Annotated in this window: 20 protein-coding genes; 17 read left to right on the forward strand and 3 right to left on the reverse strand. The window is 69.0% G+C overall.

Annotation, left to right across the window (positions count from 1 at the left end; all coding sequences use genetic code 11):
• The first annotated feature begins 2 nt into the window (after positions 1 to 2).
• Both ABIE04_RS09565 and ABIE04_RS09570 read left to right on the forward strand, forming a co-directional pair.
• Positions 3 to 2,228 carry an NADP-dependent isocitrate dehydrogenase gene (locus ABIE04_RS09565; RefSeq protein ID WP_354549183.1) on the forward strand — a complete coding sequence of 742 codons (2,226 nt, stop codon included), beginning with the start codon at positions 3 to 5 and terminating at the stop codon, positions 2,226 to 2,228.
• A 118-nt stretch (positions 2,229 to 2,346) separates the two neighbouring features.
• Entirely contained in the window at positions 2,347 to 3,351 is a 1,005-nt protein-coding gene (locus ABIE04_RS09570) for a TraB/GumN family protein (RefSeq protein WP_354549185.1), read from the forward strand.
• Here the strand turns inward: ABIE04_RS09570 and ABIE04_RS09575 are convergent, their stop codons facing one another.
• Both ABIE04_RS09575 and ABIE04_RS09580 read right to left on the reverse strand, forming a co-directional pair.
• A complete protein-coding gene (locus tag ABIE04_RS09575; RefSeq protein ID WP_354549187.1) occupies positions 3,352 to 4,296 on the reverse strand; it encodes an aldo/keto reductase in 945 nt (314 codons plus the stop codon).
• An 86-nt stretch (positions 4,297 to 4,382) separates the two neighbouring features.
• Positions 4,383 to 4,577, reverse strand: a complete 195-nt coding sequence (locus ABIE04_RS09580) for a hypothetical protein (protein WP_354549190.1) — start codon at positions 4,575 to 4,577, stop codon at positions 4,383 to 4,385.
• Positions 4,578 to 4,686: 109 nt separating this feature from the next.
• On the opposite strand from ABIE04_RS09580, the gene ABIE04_RS09585 reads away from it, so the two are divergent.
• From ABIE04_RS09585 to ABIE04_RS09605, 5 genes are all read left to right on the forward strand, one after another.
• Positions 4,687 to 5,607 (forward strand): LysR substrate-binding domain-containing protein, encoded by a 921-nt coding sequence (locus ABIE04_RS09585; protein WP_354549192.1) that lies wholly within the window; start codon positions 4,687 to 4,689, stop codon positions 5,605 to 5,607.
• A 71-nt stretch (positions 5,608 to 5,678) separates the two neighbouring features.
• Entirely contained in the window at positions 5,679 to 6,791 is a 1,113-nt protein-coding gene (locus tag ABIE04_RS09590) for an S-(hydroxymethyl)glutathione dehydrogenase/class III alcohol dehydrogenase (RefSeq protein WP_354549194.1), read from the forward strand.
• 88 nt (positions 6,792 to 6,879) lie between these two features.
• Positions 6,880 to 7,542, forward strand: coding sequence for an NYN domain-containing protein (locus ABIE04_RS09595; protein ID WP_354549197.1), 663 nt, complete (start codon positions 6,880 to 6,882; stop codon positions 7,540 to 7,542).
• 103 nt (positions 7,543 to 7,645) lie between these two features.
• Positions 7,646 to 8,557 (forward strand): class I SAM-dependent methyltransferase, encoded by a 912-nt coding sequence (locus ABIE04_RS09600; RefSeq protein ID WP_354549199.1) that lies wholly within the window; start codon positions 7,646 to 7,648, stop codon positions 8,555 to 8,557.
• 12 nt (positions 8,558 to 8,569) lie between these two features.
• Entirely contained in the window at positions 8,570 to 9,106 is a 537-nt protein-coding gene (locus ABIE04_RS09605; RefSeq protein ID WP_354549201.1) for a pseudouridine synthase, read from the forward strand.
• Positions 9,107 to 9,115: 9 nt separating this feature from the next.
• Here the strand turns inward: ABIE04_RS09605 and ABIE04_RS09610 are convergent, their stop codons facing one another.
• Entirely contained in the window at positions 9,116 to 9,913 is a 798-nt protein-coding gene (locus tag ABIE04_RS09610; RefSeq protein WP_354549203.1) for a TatD family hydrolase, read from the reverse strand.
• A gap of 348 nt (positions 9,914 to 10,261) precedes the next feature.
• Between ABIE04_RS09610 and gspE the strand changes: the two genes are divergently transcribed.
• From gspE to ABIE04_RS09660, 10 genes are read left to right on the forward strand one after another with little or no spacing between them, the layout of a single operon-like run.
• Complete coding sequence (gene gspE / locus ABIE04_RS09615) at positions 10,262 to 11,995, forward strand: type II secretion system ATPase GspE (RefSeq protein WP_436410364.1); 1,734 nt, start codon at positions 10,262 to 10,264, stop codon at positions 11,993 to 11,995.
• Between the two features lies 1 nt (position 11,996).
• Positions 11,997 to 13,214: a type II secretion system inner membrane protein GspF gene (gene gspF, locus ABIE04_RS09620; protein WP_354549208.1), complete on the forward strand. Its 1,218-nt coding sequence runs from the start codon at positions 11,997 to 11,999 to the stop codon at positions 13,212 to 13,214.
• A gap of 31 nt (positions 13,215 to 13,245) precedes the next feature.
• Complete coding sequence (gene gspG, locus ABIE04_RS09625; RefSeq protein WP_354549210.1) at positions 13,246 to 13,671, forward strand: type II secretion system major pseudopilin GspG; 426 nt, start codon at positions 13,246 to 13,248, stop codon at positions 13,669 to 13,671.
• A gap of 4 nt (positions 13,672 to 13,675) precedes the next feature.
• Positions 13,676 to 14,134: a GspH/FimT family pseudopilin gene (locus ABIE04_RS09630; protein WP_354549212.1), complete on the forward strand. Its 459-nt coding sequence runs from the start codon at positions 13,676 to 13,678 to the stop codon at positions 14,132 to 14,134.
• Positions 14,131 to 14,553, forward strand: coding sequence for a type IV pilus modification PilV family protein (locus ABIE04_RS09635; RefSeq protein WP_354549214.1), 423 nt, complete (start codon positions 14,131 to 14,133; stop codon positions 14,551 to 14,553). Before ABIE04_RS09630 ends, ABIE04_RS09635 begins: the two co-directional genes overlap by 4 nt.
• A complete protein-coding gene (locus ABIE04_RS09640) occupies positions 14,550 to 15,206 on the forward strand; it encodes a prepilin-type N-terminal cleavage/methylation domain-containing protein (protein WP_354549216.1) in 657 nt (218 codons plus the stop codon). The genes ABIE04_RS09635 and ABIE04_RS09640 overlap by 4 nt, the downstream gene beginning before the upstream one ends.
• Positions 15,203 to 16,072: a general secretion pathway protein GspK gene (locus ABIE04_RS09645; RefSeq protein ID WP_354549219.1), complete on the forward strand. Its 870-nt coding sequence runs from the start codon at positions 15,203 to 15,205 to the stop codon at positions 16,070 to 16,072. Before ABIE04_RS09640 ends, ABIE04_RS09645 begins: the two co-directional genes overlap by 4 nt.
• Complete coding sequence (locus ABIE04_RS09650) at positions 16,069 to 17,241, forward strand: PilN domain-containing protein (protein WP_354549221.1); 1,173 nt, start codon at positions 16,069 to 16,071, stop codon at positions 17,239 to 17,241. Before ABIE04_RS09645 ends, ABIE04_RS09650 begins: the two co-directional genes overlap by 4 nt.
• Complete coding sequence (gene gspM, locus ABIE04_RS09655) at positions 17,238 to 17,885, forward strand: type II secretion system protein GspM (protein ID WP_354549223.1); 648 nt, start codon at positions 17,238 to 17,240, stop codon at positions 17,883 to 17,885. Before ABIE04_RS09650 ends, gspM begins: the two co-directional genes overlap by 4 nt.
• Positions 17,882 to 18,613 carry a hypothetical protein gene (locus ABIE04_RS09660; RefSeq protein WP_354549226.1) on the forward strand — a complete coding sequence of 244 codons (732 nt, stop codon included), beginning with the start codon at positions 17,882 to 17,884 and terminating at the stop codon, positions 18,611 to 18,613. Before gspM ends, ABIE04_RS09660 begins: the two co-directional genes overlap by 4 nt.

The raw sequence follows: 18,613 nt of genomic DNA on the forward strand, positions 1-18,613 counted from the left end.
CAATGTCCACCACGCCCAAGATCATCTACACGCTGACCGATGAAGCCCCGTTCCTGGCCACGCAGTCGCTGCTGCCGATCGTCGCCGCGTTCACCGGCACGGCAGGCATCAGGGTGGAGACGCGCGACATCTCGCTGGCCGCGCGCATCGTCGCGCTGTTCCCGGAATTCCTGCAGGCCGGGCAGAAGCTCGCCGACGATCTCGCCGAACTCGGCCAGCTGGCCACCACGCCGGAGGCGAACATCATCAAGCTGCCGAACATCAGCGCCTCGATGCCGCAGCTGAAGGCGGCGATCAAGGAGCTGCAGGGCCAGGGTTATGCGCTGCCGGATTACCCGGATGCGCCGAAGGACGCCAGCGAGAAGGACATCAAGGCGCGCTACGACCGGGTCAAGGGCAGCGCGGTGAACCCGGTACTGCGCGAGGGCAATTCCGACCGCCGCGCGCCGGCCTCGGTGAAGAACTACGCGCGCAAGCATCCGCACAAGATGGGCGCGTGGAGCAAGGATTCGAAGACCCACGTGGCGCACATGGATGGCGGCGACTTCTACGGCACCGAGAAGTCCGCGCTGATCGGGCAGGCCGGCAACGTCAGCATCGAATGGTTCGGCAAGGACGGCAGCCACGCCGTGCTGAAGCCGAAGACCGCGTTGCTGGCCGGCGAGATCATCGACGGCGCGGTGATGAGCCGCAAGGCGCTGGCCGCGTTCGTCGACGCGCAGATCGCGGACGCGAAGCGGCAGGGCGTGCTGTTCTCGCTGCACCTGAAGGCCACCATGATGAAGGTGTCCGACCCGATCATGTTCGGCGTGGCGGTCAGCGAGTTCTACAAGGACGTGCTGGCGAAGCACGCCGATGCGCTGAAGCAGGTCGGCTTCAATCCGAACAACGGCATCGGCGACCTGTACGCGCGCCTCGGCACGCTGCCGGAGGCGACGCAGGCGGCGATCAAGGCCGACATCGACGCCGAATACGCGCAGCGCCCGGGCGTGGCGATGGTCAATTCGGACAAGGGCATCACCAACCTGCACGTGCCCAGCGACGTGATCGTCGACGCGTCGATGCCGGCAATGATCCGCGACTCCGGCAAGATGTGGAACGCGCAGGGCCAGTTGCAGGACGTCAAGGCGGTGATCCCCGACCGCTGCTACGCCGGGGTCTACCAGGCGACCATCGACGACTGCAAGGCGCATGGCGCGTTCGACCCGGCGACCATGGGCAGCGTGCCGAACGTGGGCCTGATGGCGCAGGCGGCCGAGGAGTATGGCTCGCACGACAAGACCTTCCAGGTCGCCGGCGACGGCGTGGTGAAGGTGATCGACGAGGCCGGCAACGTGCTGCTGCAGCACGACGTGGAGGCCGGCGACATCTGGCGCATGTGCCAGACCAAGGACGCGCCGGTGCAGGACTGGGTGAAGCTGGCGGTGAGCCGCGCGCGGCACACGCCGGCGGTGTTCTGGCTCGACCCGGCGCGCGCGCACGACGTGCAGGTGATCGCCAAGGTCGAGCGTTACCTGAAGGACCACGACACCAGCGGCCTGGACATCCGCATCATGGATCCGGTGGCGGCCACGAAGTTCTCGCTGGAGCGCATCCGCCAGGGCCTGGACACGATCTCGGTCACCGGCAACGTGCTGCGCGACTACCTCACCGACCTGTTCCCGATCATGGAACTGGGCACCAGCGCGAAGATGCTGTCGATCGTGCCGCTGATGGCCGGCGGCGGCCTGTTCGAGACCGGCGCCGGCGGCTCCGCGCCGAAGCACGTGCAGCAGTTCCTGGAAGAGGACTACCTGCGCTGGGATTCGCTCGGCGAGTTCCTCGCGCTGGCCGCGTCGCTGGAACACCTGGGCAACCGCTACGGCAACGCCGAGGTGGACGTACTGGCCAAGACGCTGGACCAGGCCAACGGCAAGTTCCTCGACACCGACAAGTCGCCCTCGCGCAAGGTCGGCGGCATCGACAACCGCGGCAGCCACTTCTACCTGGCGCTGTACTGGGCGCAGGCGCTGGCCGCGCAGGACGTGAACGCCGCGCTGAAGGCGAAGTTCGCGCCGCTGGCGAAGGCGTTGACGGAAAACGAGGCGGCCATCGTCGACGAGCTCAACGGCGTGCAGGGCAAGCCGGTCGACATCGGCGGCTACTACCACCCCGACATGGCGCGGGTGAGCGCGGCCATGCGCCCCAGCGCCACCTTCAACGCCGCGCTGGCGAAGCTGTTGGCGTGATGCGCCGACCATGCGTGGCGGAACGGGGCGCCGCACGGCGCCCCGTTGTCGTGCCGGCCACCTGCGACTCAGCATCGCCCTGCCACAATGGCGACTGTCGAAGCCGGAGCTGTCCGTCATGCGTCTGCTGCATCTCGCTTTCCTGTTCGCGCTGGGCGGGCTGCCGCCGGCGTTCGCGCAGTCGGCAGCCACACCGCCGGCGCCGGACGTGGCCGACCTGCCCGCCGTGGTGGTCAGCGGCGTGCAGCCCGGTCCCGGCCTATGGAAGGTGAGCAAGGGCGATCACGTGATGTGGGTGCTCGGCACGCTGTCGCCGCTGCCGCGTGACATGCAGTGGCAGTCGCGCGACGTGGATCAGGTGATCGGCGCCTCGCAGCAGGTGCTGCTGGCGCCCTCGGTACAGCTGAAGGCCGACGTCGGTTTCCTGGGAAAACTCTTTCTGCTGCCTTCGGCCTACGGCGCGCGCAAGAACGCCGATGGCGAAACCCTGCAGCAGGTGCTGCCGCCGCCGGTGTATGCGCGCTGGCAGACGCTGAAGCAGAAATACATCGGCGACGATCGCGGCATCGAACGCTGGCGGCCGCTGTTCGCGTCGCAGGAGCTGTACAAGAAGGCGCTGAAGGCGAACGGCCTGAGCCGTTCCGGCGGGATCAAGGCGAACATCGACGCACTGGCCAAGCGCCACGGCGTGCCCGAGCTGTCGACCGACTACCACGTGCTGATCGAGCACCCGCGCGCGGCGATCAAGGCGTTCAAGCAGGCCGCGCCGCGCGACACCACCTGCTTCATCCGCACCCTGGACAGCGTCGAGCACGACATGCCGGCGATGACCGCCCGGGCGAATGCCTGGGCCACCGGCGACCTGCAGGCGCTGCGCGAACTGCCCGACAGCGATCGCCACGATGCCTGCGTGGCCGCGGTCGCCGGCGCCGGCTTTGCACAGGCGCTCGGCCTCGACGACGTGCCGGCGAAACAGCGCGCCACGTGGCTGGCCGCCGCGCGCAAGGCGCTGGCCGGCAACGCGCAGACCTTCGCGCTGCTGCCGATGGACGAGCTGCTGAAGCCGGATGGCTACCTGGCCACGTTGCAGGCCGAGGGCTACCAGGTCGACGCGCCGGAGTGATCAGGCGCTGGCCAGATCCAGTTGCGCGATCTCGTTGTCGCTCAACTGCAATGAAGTGGCGCCGAGCAGCTCGTGCAACTGTTCCACGCTGGTGGCGCTGACGATCGGCGCGGTGAGGCCGGGGCGGGCGATCAGCCAGGCCAGCGCGACCTGGGCCGGCGTGGCGTGGTGCGCGGCGGCCACCGCGTCGAGTGCGGCGAGTACCTGCAGGCCGCGCGGGTTCAGAAACTGCTTCACCGCGCCGCCGCGTGCGGCGCTCTTGGCCAGGTCGGCCTCGCTGCGGTACTTGCCGCTGAGGAAGCCGCTGGCCAGCGCGTAGTAGCTGATCACGCCGATGTGCTCGCGGCGGATCAGCGGCTCCAGTTCCTTCTCGTAACCGGCGCGGCTGACCAGGTTGTATTCCGGCTGCAGGCTTTCGTAGCGCGGCAGGCCGTGCCGTTTCGACACCGCCAGCGCATCGGCGAAACGGGCGGCGGAGAAGTTCGACGCGCCGATCACGCGCACCTTGCCGGCCTCGATCAGCCGGGCGAATTCGCCCAGCGTGTCTTCCATCGGCACGCTGGCGTCGTCCTGGTGCGCCTGGTACAGGTCGATGCATTCGGCCTGCAGGCGCTGCAGCGAGCCGTCCACCGCCTGGCGGATGTTCACCGGCGACAGGCCGGGATGCTCGGCCCACTTGGCCACCTTGGTCGAGATCACCACCTGGTCGCGCTTGCCGCTCTTCTTCAGCCACTTGCCGATGATGGTTTCCGATTCGCCGCCGGCGTTGCCCGGCACCCAGGCCGAATAGACGTCGGCGGTGTCGATCAGGTTGCCGCCGGCGTCGACGAAGGCATCGAGCAGTTCGAACGAGCGCTTCTCGTCCACGCTCCAGCCGAACACGTTGCCGCCGAAGGCGAGCGGGGCGATGGAAAGCGGCGAATGGCCGAGTGGACGCTGCTGCATGGAAAACCTCGGGCGGGGCTGGGGGCACTCCGTCCGAGGTGGTTGCGACCGGCGCCGGAATCAAGCGCCGGCCGCCGTGGTGCGGGTCAGCGGGGCCGGATGAGTCGCGGCCAGGCCGATGCGCAGCACATCGCGGCGATCGACTTGACCTTCTTGGCCGTAGCCTTGTCGGCGATGGCTTTGCGTTCGCCCGCATCATCTGGCGGGTCGGGCCGCCAGGACGGATCGATGTTGGTGATGTGACCGTGCAGGAACAGCAAATCTTTCCAGATCGAGCTCATGGGGGAAGCCTCCTTGGGAAGCCTTGGGCTTGGGGTGCGCTCAAGGTACGCGTGCCGGAGGTCGCCAAAAAGCGATATATTCGCAAGCCAGCCTTGAGGAATATTCAAGATGGGAAAGCTGCCGCTGGGGCTGCTGCAACAGTTCGTGCTGGTCGCCCGGCTGGGCAACCTGTCGCGCGCGGCGGCGCAGGCCAACCTCACCGTCAGCGCGCTCAGCCATCAGATGCGCCAGCTGGAGGAGCGGCTGGAACGGCGCCTGTTCGAGCGTGGACCACGCGGGGTGACGCTGACTGTCGACGGTTGCAGCCTGCTGGAGGCGGTCGGCGAACATTTCGACGGCATCGAACACGCGCTGTCGCATTACCGCACGCGCCACCACGATGCGCTTACGCTCAGCGCCAGCCCCGGCATCATGTCGAGCTGGCTGGTGCCGCGGTTGCCGAAACTGGTTGCCGCGCATCCGGAGCTGGAGCTCAGCCTGCAGTCCGGTTCGACGCTGGTGAACTTCACGCGCGAACCGGTCGACGTGGCCCTGCGTTACGGTCGCGGCGAATGGGCCGGCCTGCATTGCGAACGGCTGTTCGGCGAATGGATCGCACCGGTGGCCGCGCCCGAGTTGATTGCGCGGATGGCCGGTGCCGATCCGCGCGATCTGTCGCGCTGGCCGCTGCTCGGTGAGCCGAGCCCTTCCACACGCTGGAACGATTGGTTCGGCCGCACCGGCGGCGCGCCACCGACGCGCTACGTGGCGCAGTTCGACAGCCTCGATGCGCTGCGGCACGCGGCGCTGGAGGGCCTTGGCGTGGCCCTGGGGCGGATGGTGACGTCGAAGTCGCTGATCGACGCCGGGCGATTGCAGGTGCTGGGTGAAAACTACCTGGCGGTGAAGGAGGCGTACTGGTTGGTGTATCCGCCACGCTCGCAGGAGCATCGGGGCTTGCAGCTGTTCCGCGAATGGCTGCTAGCCGAGGCGGACGACTACCGTCGGCAGATGTCGGCGTTTCGGCCCGATGACAAGGCGGTCGATTGACGCGGTTTCGCAAACAGGCCGGACGCGTCATCATCGTGGGTCGTTGCCGGTCCATCGCCAGGAGTTGAATCATGAAGTCACGTGCCGCCGTCGCCTGGGAAGCAGGCAAACCGCTCAGCATCGAACAGGTCGACGTGGCCGGTCCGAAGGCCGGCGAGGTGCTGGTGCGGATCGTGGCGAGCGGCGTCTGCCACACCGACGCGTTCACCCTGTCCGGCGCGGACCCGGAAGGCCTGTTCCCGGTGATCCTGGGCCACGAGGGCGGCGGCATCGTCGAGGAAATCGGCGAGGGCGTCACCTCGCTCGAGGTGGGCGACCACGTGATTCCGCTATACACGCCCGAATGCGGCGAGTGCAAGTTCTGCCGCTCGGGCAAGACCAACCTGTGCCAGAAGATCCGCGTCACCCAGGGCCAGGGCCTGATGCCGGATGGCACCTCGCGCTTCTCGTTGAACGGCAAGCCGCTGCTGCACTACATGGGCACCAGCACGTTCAGCGAATACACCGTGCTGCCGGAAATCTCCGTGGCTAAGATCAACAAGGCGGCGCCGCTGGAGAAGGTGTGCCTGCTCGGTTGCGGCATCACCACCGGCATCGGCGCGGTGCTGAACACGGCGAAGGTGGAGCCGGGCGCATCGGTGGCGGTGTTTGGCATGGGCGGCATCGGCCTGTCGGTGGTGCAGGGTGCGGTGATGGCGAAAGCCGGGCGCATCGTGGTGGTCGACACCAACCCGGCGAAGTTCGAGATGGCGAAGCTGCTCGGCGCCACTGATTGCGTCAACCCGAAGGACTATCCGGACACGCCGATCCAGCAGGTGATCGTCGAGCTCACCGACGGCGGCGTGGATTATTCGTTCGAGTGCATCGGCAACGTGCACGTGATGCGCTCGGCGCTGGAGTGCTGCCACAAGGGCTGGGGCGAGTCGATCATCATCGGCGTCGCCGGCGCGGGACAGGAGATCAGCACGCGACCGTTCCAGCTGGTCACCGGGCGGGTCTGGCGCGGTTCGGCGTTCGGCGGCGTGAAGGGGCGCTCGCAGCTGCCCGGTTACGTCGAGCGTTACCTGGCCGGCGACATCAAGATCGACGAGATGATCACCGAGGTGCTGCCGCTGGAGCGCATCAACGAGGCGTTCGAGCTGATGCACGAAGGCAAGGTGATCCGCTCGGTGATCCACTACTGACGTAGAATGCGCACACGCCGCCGGCTCCATCCTGCTGGCGGCGTCCATCGTTTTTTATATCCGTAGACGCCATGCATAAGGTTGTTCCATGAACCGCACCGCCATCCTCGTCGACGGCGCCTTCTTTCTTGCCCGCTACCGCAAGGTATACGGCGAGCGTGATGCCAGCGACGCGCGCGCAGTGGCGAAGACCGTGTTCAGCATGGCGCTGGAGCATCTGAAGGCGGTCGACCGGCCGCGCGAGCAGCTGTACCGCATCTTCTTCTACGACTGCCCGCCGTTGGAAAAGAGTTTCGTCAAGCCGATCAGCGGCGACAGCATCGACTTCGGCCGCACCGGCGCCGCCGCGTTCCGCCGCGAGCTGCACGACCAGCTGCGCCGCCAGCGCAAGATGGCGCTGCGGCTGGGTCGGTTGGCCGAACGCGGCGAGTGGCAGTTGAAGCGCAATGCCTACCAGCAGTTGCGCGAGGGCAGCCTGCACTGGGACGATCTGGGCGACGAACATTTCGAACCGGACATGCGGCAGACCCAGGTCGACATGAAGATCGGCATCGACATCGCCGCGCTGACCTACAAGAAGCTGGTCGACCAGATCATCCTGATCGCCGGCGACGCGGATTTCATCCCGGCCGCGAAGCTGGCCCGCTACGAAGGCATCGACTTCATCCTCGACCCGATGTGGCAGGGCATCGCGCCGGATCTGCACGAACACATCGACGGTCTGCAATCGGTGTGCCCGCGACCGTTTTGAGCCATCTACCCAGTCTGCACATGATTTTCGTGATATTGCGTCAATTCCGGACGGCCAACGCGCCAAGGAGTCATCGATGAACCGCGGGACACGAGTGACAAGGATGGGTACGGCGCGCCTGGTCGCGATGCTGCTGCTGGCGGCCTGCCTGGGCCTGCCCGCGATGGCCGGCGCGCAAGTGGCGCAGGCCGCATCGGCCGAGCCGGACCAGCCGGCCGACATGCTGGTGCCCCCCACCAGCGCTAGCGACTTCACCGCCTCGCAGCTGGACAGCGTGCTGGCCGGCAGCTGGCGTTCGCCGGCGAACCGCGCCCGCGACGTGTATCGCCACCCCAAGGCCACCTTGCAGTTCTTCGGCGTGCGCCCGGACCGCACGGTGATCGAGATCACCCCCGGCGGCGGCTGGTATGCCGAGATCCTGGCGCCGCTGCTGCATGACAACGGCCACTACGTCGCGGCGGAGAAGGCGCCTACTGCCGACAGCGAGGCACGCGACGACGACAGCGCCCTGCGCAAGAAATTCGCCGCTGACGCGCTGCATTACGGCAACGCCCGCATCGTGCAGTTCGATCCGAAGGCGCCGGTGTTCGGCGCGCCGGCTTCGGCCGATCTGGTGCTGACTTTCCGCAACGTGCACAACTGGGTGATGGCCGACACCGCGCCGGCGATGTTCAAGGCGTTCTTCGCCGTGCTCAAGCCCGGCGGCGTACTCGGCGTGGTCGACCACCGCGCCGACGACAGCGCCTCGCTGGATGCGGTGAAGCGCAGCGGCTACCTGCCCACCAGCTACGTGGTGAAGCTGGCCACCGAGGCGGGTTTCACGCTGGACGAAAGCAGCGAGATCAACGCGAACCCGAAGGACACCAAGGATTACCCGAAGGGCGTGTGGACGCTGCCGCCCACGCTCACCCTGGGCGAGCAGGATCGCGCGAAGTACCTGGCGATCGGCGAGTCCGACCGGATGACCCTGCGCTTCGTCAAACCCGTGGTGCCGGCAGCGGCTTCGACTCCCTGAGTCGAAGCGCGAATGCTGATCGCGTTGAACAAGCCGTACGGCGTGCTGTGCCAGTTCACCGATGATCGCGGCCGCGCCACGCTGGCGGATTTCGTCGGCCAAAAAGACGTCTATGCGGCTGGACGGCTGGACCACGACAGCGAAGGCCTGCTGCTGTTGACCGACGACGGACGGCTGGCGCACCGGCTCACCGACCCCCGCCACAAGCAGGCCAAGACCTACCTGGCGCAGGTCGATGGCGCGATCGACGAGGCGGCGCTGCAGACCATGCGCCGCGGCGTGATGTTGAACGACGGCCCGACCCTGCCGGCCGAGGCGGCGTTTGCCGGCGAACCGGACTGGCTGTGGCTGCGCGACCCGCCGGTGCGTTTCCGCAAGGCCATTCCCACCAGCTGGCTCAGCCTCACCCTGCGCGAAGGCCGCAACCGCCAGGTGCGCCGGATGACCGCAGCGGTCGGCTTCCCGACCCTGCGGCTGATCCGCGTGCGCATCGGCGACTACGCGCTGGACGGGTTGGCGCCGGGCGAGACGCGCGTGCTCTTGCGGTAGGGACGCGCCCTACGGAACGGGTGCCAACCCGAAGAACGCCTCCGCCGTCGCCGTGCTGTTCGCCGCAGTGACTTCCACGCTCTCGCCGCGGTCGCGGGCGATCTCCTCGCAGATGTGTTTCAGGTACATCGGCTCGTTGCGCCGGTGCGCCGGCGGCGGCCGCACCGTGCGTGGCAGCAGGTAGGGCGCGTCGGTCTCGATCATCAGCCGGTTCGCCGGGATCGTGCGCACCAGTTCGCGCAGGTGGGTGCCGCGGCGTTCGTCGCAGATCCAGCCGGTGATGCCGATGTGGCAGTCCAGCGCCAGGTAGTCGCGCAGCGCCTCGCCGGTATCGGTGAAGCAGTGCACCACCGCGCCCGGTACCTTGTCGCGGTAGCGCCCGAGCAGCGCGACGAAATCCGCATGTGCGTCGCGTTGGTGCAGGAACAGCGGCATCTGCAGGTCCACCGCGATCTGCAGCTGGCGTTCGAACACCTGCAGCTGCACGTCGCGCGGCGAATAGTTGCGGTTGTAATCCAGCCCGGTTTCGCCGACCGCGCGTACCGCAGGGTCCCGCGCCAGTTCGCGCAGCGCGGCATCGGTGGCGTCGTCGTAGTCGACCGCGTGGTGCGGATGCACGCCGGCGGTGGCGAACAGCGCGCCGGGATGCGCCCGCGCCAGCATCAACGCGTGCTCGCTGCCGTCGCGCGACGCACCGGTCACCACCATCCGCGTCACGCCCTGCGCGTGCGCACGCTGCAGCACGGCATCGAGATCGTGGTGGAACGACTCGTGGGTGAGGTTGGCGCCGATGTCGAGCAGTTGCATGAGGGGTGACCGTTCATCGAAGACCGGCATTGTCCCAGACCCCGGCAAGCCCAGGCCACCGCCTCGGGCCCGGGAGGCCTCCTGGCGGCCGGCGCCATGTCGTCGGAACAACTTGCGCGATCCGCATCACGCCCGCCACGGATCGGGAAATTTTCCTAGGCCGTGGACACCCATGAAGCCTGGTGCAGACGTCACAATGGGCGCTTCCGGCAGATGGGTTGCGTGAACGGAACGGCACATGGCCGCGGGCGACGCTCGCTTGCCGGTTGGCGTATGTGATAACAATGACGAGCGTCGTTCCGCTGCTGGGGCGTCGGCGATTTTTGCGGGTATCGAGCGGGGTGAAGGATGTCGGCAGCCATTGAGCCGGCGGTCAGCGGGGCGGGCATGGCCGTGAACGATCGCGAGGCGGAAGTCTGCGCGTGGCTGGTTGCGCGCGGGCGCCTGAAGGACGGCGACCTCGGTCGCGCCCGCCGCCTGCACGAGGAATCGGCCGAGGGCACGCTGACCACCTTGATGGCGCGACTCGGGCTGGTGTCCGAGCGCGACCTGGCCGAAGCCTGGGCCGACCTGCTGCAGGTGCCGCTGCTGGCGGCGCGCGACGCGCCGGAACTGCCGCCGGCCGACCTCGACGTATCGCTGCGCTTCCTGAAGCAGCAGCACGTGGTGCCGGTGCAGGACGACGAGCACGGATTGGCGTTGATCGTGGCCGATCCGGCCGATCCGTATCCGCTGCAGGCGGTGGAACTCGCCGCCGGCCGGCCGGTGGCGTTGCGGGTCGGGCTGCGTTCGGAAATCGACGGGCTGATCGAGCGCTATTACGGCAGCGGCCGCTCGGCGATGGGCACGATCGTGGAGAACCTGGACGGCAGCGCGGCGGAAGAGGACGACGTCGAGCACCTGCGCGACCTGGCCTCCGAGGCGCCGGTGATCAGGCTGGTGAATCTCATCCTGCAGCGGGCGGTCGAGCAGCGCGCGTCGGACGTGCATATCGAGCCGTTCGAGAACCGCCTGAAGGTGCGCTATCGCATCGACGGCGTGCTGCATGAAGTGGAAGCGCCGCCGTCGTCGTCCACCGCGGCGGTGATCTCGCGCGTGAAGATCATGGCGCGGCTGAACATCGCCGAGCGCCGGCTGCCGCAGGACGGCCGCATCCAGCTGCGTGTGCAGGGCAAGGAACTCGACCTGCGCGTGTCCACCGTGCCGACCAGCTTCGGCGAGTCGGTGGTGATGCGCATCCTCGACCGCGAATCGGTGGTGTTCGACTTCGCCTCGCTCGGCTTCACCGACAGCTTCCAGCAGCGCTTCGTCGACGTGCTGGAAAAGCCGCACGGCATCCTGCTGGTCACCGGCCCCACCGGCTCGGGCAAGACCACCACGCTGTACACCGCGCTGTCGCGGATCAACACCAACGACGTGAAGATCATCACCGTCGAGGATCCGGTCGAGTACCAGCTCGAAGGCATCAACCAGATCCAGGTGAAGCCGCAGATCGGGCTGGATTTCTCCGGCGCGCTGCGCTCGATCATGCGCCAGGACCCCGACGTGATCATGATCGGCGAGATGCGCGACCTGGAAACCTGCCGCATCGCGATCCAGTCCGCGCTCACCGGCCATCTGGTGCTGTCCACGCTGCACACCAACTCGGCGGCCGGCGGCATCACGCGCCTGCTCGACATGGGCGTGGAGGACTACCTGCTCGGCTCCACCATCAACGGCATCCTGGCGCAGCGGCTGGTGCGCAGGCTCGATCCGGAAACGGCGATCCCGTATGAAGCGCTGCCCGAGGTGATCGAGCAGTTCGAGTTGCACAAGTACACCGACGAGCGCCCGATCCGCCTGTGGAAGCCGGGCAGCAGCGCGGCTAATCCCACCGGCTACCGTGGCCGTCGCGCGATCATGGAGTTCCTCACCATGAGCGATCCGCTGCGCCGCCTGGTGATGCAGCGCGCCGACGAAGGCGAGATCGAACGGCAGGCGCGTGCCGAAGGCATGCGCACGATGTACGAGGACGGCATCGCCAAGGCCGTGGCCGGCATCACCACGCTGGAAGAGGTCCTGCGCGTGACGCAGGAAGGCTGAGGTGGCGCAGTTCCGTTACAAGGCGGTCAACGACGCCGGCGAGACGCTGCAGGGGCAGATGGAGGCCGCCAGCGTCGAGGAAGTGATCGGCCGCCTGCAGGATCAGGGCCACACGCCGCTGGAAGCCCTGCCAGCCGACGGTGCGGGCGGTGGCAGCGGCTTCGCCGCGCTGTTCAAGCGCGGTCCGTTCACGGGCGACCAGCTGGCGCAGTTCACCCATCAGCTGGCGACCCTGCTCGGCGCCGGCCAGCCGCTGGACCGCGCGCTTGGCATCCTGCTCGAACTGCCCGAGGGCGAGCACGCGAAGAAGCTGGTCGAGCGCGTGCGCGATCGCGTGCGCGGCGGCAACAGCCTGTCGTCGGCGCTGGATGAGGAACATGGCGTGTTCCCCAAGCTGTACGTCAGCCTGGTGCGCGCCGGCGAGGCGGGCGGTTCGCTGGAAGAGACGCTGCGCCGGCTGGCCGATTATCTGGAGCGCGCGCAGCAGCTGCGCGGCAGCATCGTCAATGCGCTGATCTATCCGGCGTTCCTGCTGGTCGGCGTGCTCGGCTCGCTGGTACTGCTGCTGGCCTACGTGGTGCCGCAGTTCGTGCCGATCTTCGAGGACATGCAGGTGCCGATCCCGTGGATCACCGCCGCGGTGCTGGCGCTGGGCAACGCGCTGCAATCGTGGTGGTGGCTGATCCTGCTGCTGCTTGGCGGCGGCCTGTTCGCCTGGCGCGCGCGGCTGCGCGATCCGGCGGCGCGGCTGGCCTGGCACGCCCGCCTGCTGCGGCTGCGCCTGGTCGGCCCGCTGCTGCTGAAGGTGGAAACCGCGCGGATCGCACGCACGCTGGGCACCTTGCTGAAGAACGGCGTACCGTTGCTCAGCGCGCTGGCCATCGCGCGCCAGGTCACCGGCAACCGCGCGCTGGACGCCGCGCTGGACGCGGCGCACGAGCAGGTCAAGGGCGGCGCGGGACTGAGCCTGGCGCTGGGCCAGTCGAAACTGTTCCCGCGGCTGGCGATGCAGATGGTGCAGGTGGGCGAGGAGGCCGGCCAGCTCGACACGATGCTGCTGAAGGTCGCCGACACGTTCGAGCTCGAGTCCAAACGCGCGATCGACCGCCTGCTGGCTGCGCTGGTGCCCGCGCTGACCATCGTGATGACCGTGCTGGTGGCGATCATCATGGCCGCGATCCTGCTGCCGCTGCTCAGCCTGACCAGCAATATCCAGTAGACATTCCATTCGCATACCCGAGGTGATTCCCATGCAGCACAGACAGCCACGACGACCCGGTTCGAACGCCGGCTTCACCCTGCTCGAAATGCTCGCGGTGATCGTGCTGATCGGCATCATCGGCGCGGTGGTGGTGACCCAGGTCGGCAAGAACGTCGACAAGGGCAAGTACGGCGCCGGCAAGGCGCAGCTGATGACCTTGAGCCAGAAGATCGAGAACTACGCGCTGGACAACGGTGCGCCGCCGCAGCAGCTGGAAGGGCTGGCGGTGAAGCCGGCGAACGCGCCGAACTGGCAGGGCCCGTACGCGAAGGAGTCCGACCTGAAGGATCCGTGGGGCCACGCGTTCGGCTACCAGTATCCGGGCCAGAACGGCAGCTTCGACCTGATCTTCTACGGCCAGGACGGCAAGCCGGGCGGCGACGGCTACAGCAAGGACGTGGGCAACTGGCAGTAAGCATGTGAGAGCCTCGCGCGCCAACGGCTTCACCCTGCTGGAAATGCTGGCGGTGATCCTGCTGGTCGGGATCGCGGCGGCAGCGGTGTCGGTCTCGGTGACCCAGGGCCTGGCCAGTGCGCGCGTGCGCGCGGCCAGCAGCGAGCTGGCCGGCGCACTGCGGGCCACCCGTGCGCAGGCGATCGTGCGCGGCGAGGAGCAGCATTTCGACGTGGATACCCGCGCGAACAGCTACGACGGCGCGAAGCGGCAGGACGTGCGCCTGCCGAAGGGCCTGCGCGTGAGCATCACCAGCGCGAAGGATGATCAGCCGAACGACCACACCGGGCGCATCCGCTTCTTCCCCGACGGCAGTTCCACCGGTGGGCGCATCACGCTGCAGAGCGGCCGGCGCGAGTGGCACGTCAACGTGTCGTGGCTGACCGGCGAAGTGCGCGTGGTCGACACGGTGGCGGCGCGATGAACGGCGCACGCCCGCAGCGCGGCTTCAGCCTGCTCGAAGTGATCGCTGCAATCATGCTGCTGGCGATCGCGTTCACCGCGCTGATGAAGGTGGCCAGCGCCTCGATCAACCTGACCCACAACGCGGCCGAGCACAGCGAAGCGGCGATGTGGGCGCGCAGCCTGCTCGACAGTGCGTTCGTGGGCGAGCCGGTCAAGCCGGGCAGCCGCTCCGGCCGCTTCAACCCACAGTACCGCTGGCAACTCGACGTGACCCCGTGGAACCAGGCCGGGCCGGCGCTGCCGGGCGCGCCATTGCAGCTGTATCAGCTGGACCTGGCCGTGTCGTGGGGGCCGTCGGCACATCCGCGTTCGGCGCACTTCCGCACGTTGCGGCTGGGCGGGCCGGTGCTTGCCAACGATGCGCAGGCGTCCCCGTGAAGCGCGCCGCCGGCTTCACCCTGCTGGAAGTGCTCGCCGCGCTGGTGCTGCTGGCGCTGCTGCTGGTCGGGGTGTATTCGGGCATCCGCACCGCCACCCACAGCGTGCGCTCGGGCACCGCGGCAATCGAGCGGATCGACCAGGTGCGCTCGGCCCAGCAGTTCCTGCGCCGCGAACTGGCGCAGAGCCTGACCCAGCCGATCAGCCACACCGACCACGGCGAGCCGATCTATTTCGAGGGGAGCGCGCACGAGATGCGTTACGTGGCGCCCTTGCCCGGCTATCTGGGCAAGCTGGGTCCGCAGCTGCAGCGGCTGCAACTGGTCGACGACGGCCACGGCGGCCTGCGGCTGGAGCTGAGCCTGGCCCTGCTGCCGCCGGACGGCCAGCCGCCGCAGCCGCTGGGCGAGCCGCAGGTGCTGCTCGACCATATCAAGGCTGGCAGCTTCACCTATCGCGGCGTCGATCGGCAGGGCGCGGCGCTGCCGTGGTCGCCGGCGTGGGCCGATGGTCGCCTGCTGCCGCAACTGGTGCGCGTCGAGCTGCAGGTGCTGGGTACGGTGGACTGGCCGCAACTGGACGTGCCGCTGCGGGTGAATCCGGCGCAGGCTGGCCTGCCGCAACTGGGCCCGCGCGGCGGGAGCCTGCGATGAAGCGCGCACCGCGGCGGTCGCCGGCCAGCCAGCGCGGGGTCGCCCTGCTGCTGGTGCTGTGGGCGTGCACGCTGCTGGCGATCCTGCTCGGCGGTTACGCCGCGCTGGCGCGCACCGAAGGTCTGCAGGCGCGCTACCAGTTCGCCCAGACCCAGGCCCATTACGCCGCCGAGGCCGGCCTGATGCGCGCCGTCTACGGCCTGCAGAACCCGCAGCAGAAACAGCGCTGGGTGGCCGATGGCCGCGCCTACACGTTCCGCTACGACGGCGCCACGGTCAGCGTGCGCGCGATCGACGAAGGCGGCAAGGTCGACCTCAACGCCGCCTCGCCCGAGGTGCTGCAGGGCCTGTTCCAGGCCGCCGGGCTGAAGCCGGACCAGGCGCAGGCCCTGGCCGACCGCGTAGTCGACTGGCGCAACCCGATCGGCCTCGAAGGAGAGGCCGCCAGCCAGCGTGCCGCGTATATGGCGGACGGGCGCGATTACGGCCCGCGCAACGGCCCGTTCGCCAGCGTCGAGGAATTGCAGATGGTGCTGGGCATGACGCCGGCGCTGTATCGGCAGGTGGCGCCGGTGGTGACGATCTGGGCGGGCGGTGCCAGCCCGGACCCGAACACCGCGCCGCCGTTGGCGCTGGCCGCGATCCCGGGGATGACGCCGGAGCAGCGCAAGATGGTCGAGGCGGCTCGGCAGCGCAACGCGGACGACCCGCAGCTGGTTCTGAGCAACGGAACGACGCATAGTATCCGGTCCGAGGCTACGCTGGCCGACGGCACGCGCGCGCTCCTGCGCGCCACGATTCGCCTGCAGGCGGGGCAGGTGCAACCGTATACCGTGCTGCGCTGGCAGGAGGGGGAGGCAGAATGAGTACGGCAACGCAGTCGCTGCGGCCGTGGGTGGATCGTGTACGCCGCGGCTGGCGTGCCTCGCCGTTGCCGGGATTCCTCGGCTGGTGGGGTGGCGAACTGCGCGGCATGCTGCCGCCACGCTGGCGTGGCTGGTTCGGCAGCGGCGCGGACTGGCATCTGCTGCAGCACGCCGGCGCGCTGTGGAGCCTGCGCCGCAGTGGCTACGGCGACGTGCTGGCGAGCTGGGACGACGGCGCCGACATGACCACCGATGGCGTGCGCGTTCCGCCGGTCGCGCTGGGCGCCGCCTTGCATCGCGTGGATCGCGAAGACCTGCGGCTGGCGCTGCTGCTGCCGCCCGCGGTGGTGCTGCGGCGCACGTTGGCGCTGCCGCTGGCGGCGCGCGACAACCTGCTGCAGGTGGCCGGTTTCGAGATGGACCGGCAGACCCCGTTCGGCGTGGCGCAGGTGTACTACGCCGCGCGCGAGCTGGGCCCGCCCGCCGCGCCCGGGCGCTTCAACGCCGAGCTGGTGGTGGTCACCCGCGACACGCTGGACCCGTTGCTGGCGCGCCTGCGTGCGCAGGGCATCGCGGTGGACGCGGTGGACCTGGCGGTGGGCGACGGCCGTCTCGGCGTCAACCTGCTGCCACCGGAGCAGGTGCCGCATCGCGCGCGCCCGCGCCGCCGGCTGAACCTTATCCTGGCTGCCGCGTGCGTGCTGTTGCTGGCCTTGGTGCTGGGCCAGTGGCTGCACAACCGTCAGGTGGCGCTGGCGCAGATGCAGGCCGAGGTCGAGGCGATGCGCGGCGAGGCGCAGCAGGTGGCCGCGCTGCGCCAGCAACTGCAGGACAACGCCGGTGCGGCCGGCTTCCTGGCCCAGCGCAAGAAGAACACGGTGGCCATGCTCAGCCTGCTGCAGGACGTCACCGCGCGCCTGCCGGACAGCGCGTGGCTGGAGCGCTTCAGCGTCGACAATACCGGCCAGGTCGGCTTCCAGGGGCAGAGCCAGCAGGCCGCGAAACTGCTCGACGCGCTGAAGGATTCGAAGCTGATCACCGACGCCAGTTTCCAGGGCAGCATCCAGCCCGACCCGACCACCGGCAAGGAGCGTTTCTACCTGACCGCCCGCGTGAACCAGCCGAAGCCGCCAACCACGACTCCGGCTGCCGGCGGGAGCGCGCCATGAAGATGACCGCCCTGAGTCCGCGCGACAGCCGCATCGCGGCGATCCTCCTGTTGCTGCTGGCGCTGCTGCTGGCCTATTTCGTGCTGCTGCACTGGTGGTTCGTGGCGCCGCTGCAGCAGGTGCGCAGCGAGATGGCCGACCTGCGCGACACGCACAGCCGCTACGCCGCCGCCATCGCGGAGAAGCCGGCGCTGCAGCAGCGCCTCGCCGCGCTCGGCGCCGGCCAGGCCGCCAGCAGCGCGTTCCTTGCCGCCGACGATCCGAACACCGCCGCCGCGGACCTGATGCAGCGCGTGGTCGACGTGGTCGCCGGCAACACCGCGGGCGGGCGCTGCGTGGTGAGCCAGAAGATGCCGCTGCCGAACCCGTCGGCCACGGCCGGCGAGCCGTATCGCAAGGCCGCGGTGAGCATCAGCCTGAGCTGCGACGTCGAGCCGCTGGCGGCCGTGCTGCAGGCGCTGGAACAGGGTACGCCGTACCTGTTCGTCGACGATCTCAGCATCTACCGCAACCCGGTCGCGGCGCAGCAGGACAGCGCCGCACCGCTGGAGGTGCAGTTCACCCTGTCCGGCTACGTGCGCCCGGCGCGCAATGCACCGGCGCCGTCCAGCCGTTCGCCTGATGCCACGGGGGCCGCGCCATGAACGCCGCCAACCAGCGTCAGCTGACCCCGTTGCTGATCGCGCTCGTGGTCGTGCTGGGAGCCGTGCTGTTGTTGCTGCTGGCCGGCATCGGCCGCGGCGCGCAGTGGGATGCGCCACGATCGCTGGCGCCGCTGCCACCGGCCGGCAATCCCGCCAACCTGCCGCAGCCCGTGCCCTTGCAGCAATTCGCGCTGGTCTGGCAGAAGCCGTTGTTCAGCCCCGACCGCAAGCCGGTCGCGCGCGCCGCCGACGGCGGCAGCAACCTCGGCGATCTCGAACTGACCGGCATCATCCTCACCCCCGGCCTGCGCATGGCCTTGCTGCACGACCGCAACGGCGACAAGCAGGTGCGCCTGCGCGAAGGCGAGGCGCTGCCCGACGGCAGCGTGAAGCTGGTCGAGCTGCGCCCGCGCTCGGCGCTGTTCGACTCGCCGGCGGGACGCACCGAACTGAAACTGCCGGCCGGCGCGCCGATCGATCAGCCGCGGGCCGGGCCGGATGCACGCGGCCAGCCGGCCGGCGAGGCGGCGATGCAGGTCGCGCCGGGCGCTGCCGGGACGCCAGCGGCCGACCGCAGCGGCTCCGGCCGCGCCACGATCGTGCCGGTGCATCCCGCCCCGGTGGCCGCGCCGCAGCCTGCCGGGGAATCGGCCGTCGAGCGGCTGCGCAAAAACATCCAGAAACGTCGGGCCGCCCGTGCCGCCGCGGCCCACGAAGGAGTACGTTGA

Origin of the sequence: Rhodanobacter soli (assembly GCF_040548735.1) — a bacterium.
GTDB lineage: Bacteria > Pseudomonadota > Gammaproteobacteria > Xanthomonadales > Rhodanobacteraceae > Rhodanobacter > Rhodanobacter soli_A.